Genomic DNA, 3,737 nt, shown 5'->3' on the forward strand with positions numbered 1-3,737 from the left:
GTGCAGCGGGCGGTGTCGCGGCGCCTGCACATCGTTCCCGATCGCCAGGTCGTGTATCGCGACCGTGCGATCCCGGCAGAGCACCTGCAGCTGGTCGGAGGCGTGCGCGTGACCACGGTGCCCCGGACGCTCGCCGACCTCGCGCGCGTCGACGACGCCGACCACACGCGCGCGGCGCGTCTGCTGTCGACAGTCGATCCGGATGCGGTCGCTGCGGCGATCGCCGCGCTCGAGGGCGGCGCGCTGCCGCACAAGCGCGTCGCGCTGGCGTTCCTGCGCGGGCTGGTGGCCGCCAGGGCTCAGGACGAGGTCACGCGGTACACGTCGTAGACGGCGTCGATGCGGCGCACGGCGTTGAGGACCCGGTCCAGATGCACGGTGTCGCCCATCTCGAAGACGAACCGACTGATCGCCAGACGGTCGTTCGAGGTCGAGACGGTCGCCGACAGGATGTTCACGTGGTGCTCGCTGAGCACGCGGGTGACGTCGCTGAGCAGCCCCGAGCGGTCGAGCGCCTCGACCTGGATCTGCACGAGGAAGACGCTCTTCGTGGTCGGCGCCCACTCGACATCGATCAGACGGTCGGGATCGTTCATGAGCGACTTGACGTTCGTGCAGTCCGTGCGGTGCACCGACACGCCGCTGCCGCGTGTCACGAAGCCCACGACCTGATCGCCCGGCACAGGGGTGCAGCATTTGGCAAGCTTGACCAGGATGTCGGGGGCGCCGCGCACCAGGATGCCCGAATCGCCGCCCCGCGGGGCGCGGGCGCGGCCGAGCGCCGGCAGATCGATGGGGCCGGTCGCGGTGTCGTTCGCGGCGACGAGCGCCGTCACCTTCTCGATGACGGACTGCGTCGAGACGTGACCCTCGCCGACGGCGGCGTACAGGGCCGACACGTCCTCGTAGCGCAGCTGATGGGCCACCTCTGAGAACGAGTCCTGGCTCATCAGGCGCTGCAGCGGGAGGTTCTGACGTCGCATGGCGCGGGCGATGGACTCCTTGCCCTGCTCGATCGCCTCCTCGCGGCGCTCCTTGGTGAACCAGCCCCGGATCTTGTTGCGTGCGCGGGTGCTCTTGACGAAGCCCAGCCAGTCCTGGCTGGGTCCGGCGTCAGGGTTCTTCGACGTGAACACCTCGACGACGTCGCCGCTCTTCAGCTCGGACTCGAGGGGCACGAGGCGTCCGTTGACCTTTGCGCCCATCGTGCGGTGACCGATCTCGGTGTGAACGGCGTAGGCGAAGTCGACCGGCGTCGCGCCGGCGGGAAGACCGATCACGCGACCCTTCGGGGTGAAGACATAGACCTCCTTCGCGCCGATCTCGAACCGCAGCGAGTCGAGGAACTCCCCCGGGTCTGCGGTCTCGGCCTGCCAGTCCGAGATGTGGGCGAGCCACGCCATGTCGGTGTCGACGGACTTGGGGTCGGCCTTGCCACCGTTCAACTGCTCCTTGTACTTCCAGTGCGCCGCGACGCCGTACTCCGCCTGTTGATGCATCTCGTGCGTGCGGATCTGGATCTCGACCGTGCGCCCGCCGGGTCCGATGACGGTGGTGTGCAGCGACTGGTAGAGGTTGAACTTGGGCGTCGCGATGTAATCCTTGAACCGCCCGGGCAGTGGCGTCCAGCGCGCATGGATGGCGCCGAGCACGGCGTAGCAGTCGCGCACGCTGCCGACGAGGATGCGTATCCCGATGAGGTCGTAGATGTCGTCGAACTCACGCCCGCGCACGACCATCTTCTGATACACCGAATACAGCTGCTTGGGTCGGCCCATGACGCGTCCGCGGATCCGCAGCTCGCGCAGATCGCTGTCGACGGCCTCGATGACGTTCTGCACGTACTGTTCGCGCTGCGGCGTGCGCTGCTTGACGAGGCTGTCGATCTCGGCGTACAGCTTCGGGTGGAGCACGGCGAACGAGAGGTCCTCGAGCTCGGACTTGATCGCCTGGATGCCCAGCCGGTGAGCGAGCGGCGAATAGATCTCGAGCGTCTCGGTGGCCTTCTTGCGCGCCTTCTCGGGCGGCACGAATCCCCACGTGCGTGCGTTGTGGAGGCGATCGGCGAGCTTGATCAGCAGGACGCGGATGTCGCGCGACATCGCGACGATCATCTTGCGGACCGTCTCGGCCTGGGCGCTCTCGCCGTACTTGACCTTGTCGAGCTTCGTGACGCCGTCGACGAGCATCGCCACCTCGTCGCCGAACTCGGCGGTCAGTGTGTCGAGCGAGTACTCGGTGTCTTCCACCGTGTCGTGCAGCAGCGCCGCGGCGATCGCGCGGGGCCCGAGGCCGAGGTCGGCCAGGATCTGCGCAACCGCGAGCGGGTGGGTGATGTACGGCTCGCCGCTCTGGCGCGCCTGACCGGCGTGGGCGCGATCCGCGACCGAGTACGCGCGCTCGATGATCGACAGATCACCCTTGGGGTGGTGCGTGCGCACTGTGCGCAGCAGCTGCTCGACGTCGTCGCGCCGTGCGGAACGGGAGAAGATGCGCGGCACGAGGCGTCGCAGCGATGAGGTCTGGGCGGGCGGGACGGTCTCGGTCACACGAACCCCTCCCCTCCGCTGGACCTCACAATCCTACGCCCGCGCGCGGAGCACCTTTTCAGGCGGTGATCAGGCGGGGACGCCGGCCAGCTCGCGCGCGGCGAGCACACGCTCGTCGCGGGCCCGGATGGCGGGCTCGTTCTCGCGAAGCAGCGAATACAGCGGGGCGGCGACGAAGATCGTCGAGTATGCGGCCACGATCGTGCCGACGAAGATCGACAGAGAGAGGTCGGTGAGAGTCTGGGCGCCCACCCAGATCAGGCCGATGAACAGGATGGCGCCGGTCGGGAGGACCGCGACGACGGTGGTGTTGATCGAGCGCACCAGCGTCTGGTTCACCGCGAGGTTGACCGATTCGCCGAAGGTGCGACCAGAGACCTCGCCGTCCTCGCTCGTATTCTCGCGGATCTTGTCGAAGACGACGGTCGTGTCGTACAGCGCATAGGACAGGATCGTGAGGAAGCCGATGACGGCGGCCGGCGAGATCTCGAACCCGAACAGGGCGTACACGCCGATCGTGATGACGAGCACGTCCACGAGGCCGATGATGGCCGACACCGACATCTTCCACGTGCGGAAGTACAGGGCCAGGATCAGGAAGGTGAGCGCGAGGAAGATCGCGAGGCCCCACAGCGAGGTGCGAGTGACGTCGGCGCCCCAGCTCGGACCGATGAACGAGTAGCTGACCTCGCTCTCGGGGACGTCATACGCCTCGGCGAGGGCCGCCGACACCTCACGGCTGTCGGCATCGGTCATCTGGTCGGTCTGCACGCGCACCGCGTCGTCGCCGATCGTGACGACCTTCGTGGTCGCGTCGGGGACCACCGACTGGACCGCGTCGGTCGCGAGCAGCTGGTCGGTCGTGGTCACGCCGTTGACCGTGAACTGCGAGCCGCCGGTGAACTCGATGGAGAACTGGATCGGACGGAACAGCGGCACCAGGGCCGAGCCGACCACGAGGATCGCGGCGATGAGGAACCACAGCCGACGGCGTCCGATGAAGGGGAACGAGGTCTTGCCGGTGTAGAGGTCGTTGCCGAGCTGGCTCATGGAGCGCATCAGTCGTCTCCCTCCTTGACGGTCGTGGCCTGTTTCGCCGAGGTGTGCGTGGACCCGTCGCCGGTCGCCGCCGCGGCGAGCTCGGCCTGCTTGCGCTCCGCGATCGTCTGCCGGCGCACCGCCTCGCCG

General features: G+C 67.9%; 2 protein-coding genes and 1 pseudogene. 1 reads left to right on the plus strand and 2 read right to left on the minus strand.

The features are described 5' to 3' along the window. Positions 1-330 (plus strand): annotated as a pseudogene (locus EIO58_RS18905) (hypothetical protein); the annotation flags it as partial. Here EIO58_RS18905 and EIO58_RS14330 read toward each other — a convergent pair. Then, on the minus strand, positions 300-2,549 hold the full coding sequence (locus EIO58_RS14330; RefSeq protein ID WP_127820098.1) for a RelA/SpoT family protein: 2,250 nt from the start codon (positions 2,547-2,549) through the stop codon (positions 300-302). The pseudogene EIO58_RS18905 and the gene EIO58_RS14330 sit on opposite strands and share 31 nt — an antisense overlap. Positions 2,550-2,618: 69 nt before the next feature. Beyond that, a complete protein-coding gene (secF, locus tag EIO58_RS14335; protein WP_127820099.1) occupies positions 2,619-3,608 on the minus strand; it encodes a protein translocase subunit SecF in 990 nt (329 codons plus the stop codon). Between the last annotated feature and the right edge of the window lie 129 nt (positions 3,609-3,737).

The organism is Microbacterium sp. CPCC 204701 (assembly GCF_004010105.1).
Classification (GTDB): Bacteria; Actinomycetota; Actinomycetes; order Actinomycetales; family Microbacteriaceae; genus Microbacterium.

Excerpts from the sequence above, each read along its gene's own strand:
- secF (WP_127820099.1), bottom strand. The coding sequence starts at position 3,608 with ATGCGCTCCATGAGCCAGCTCGGCAACGACCTCTACACCGGCAAGACC.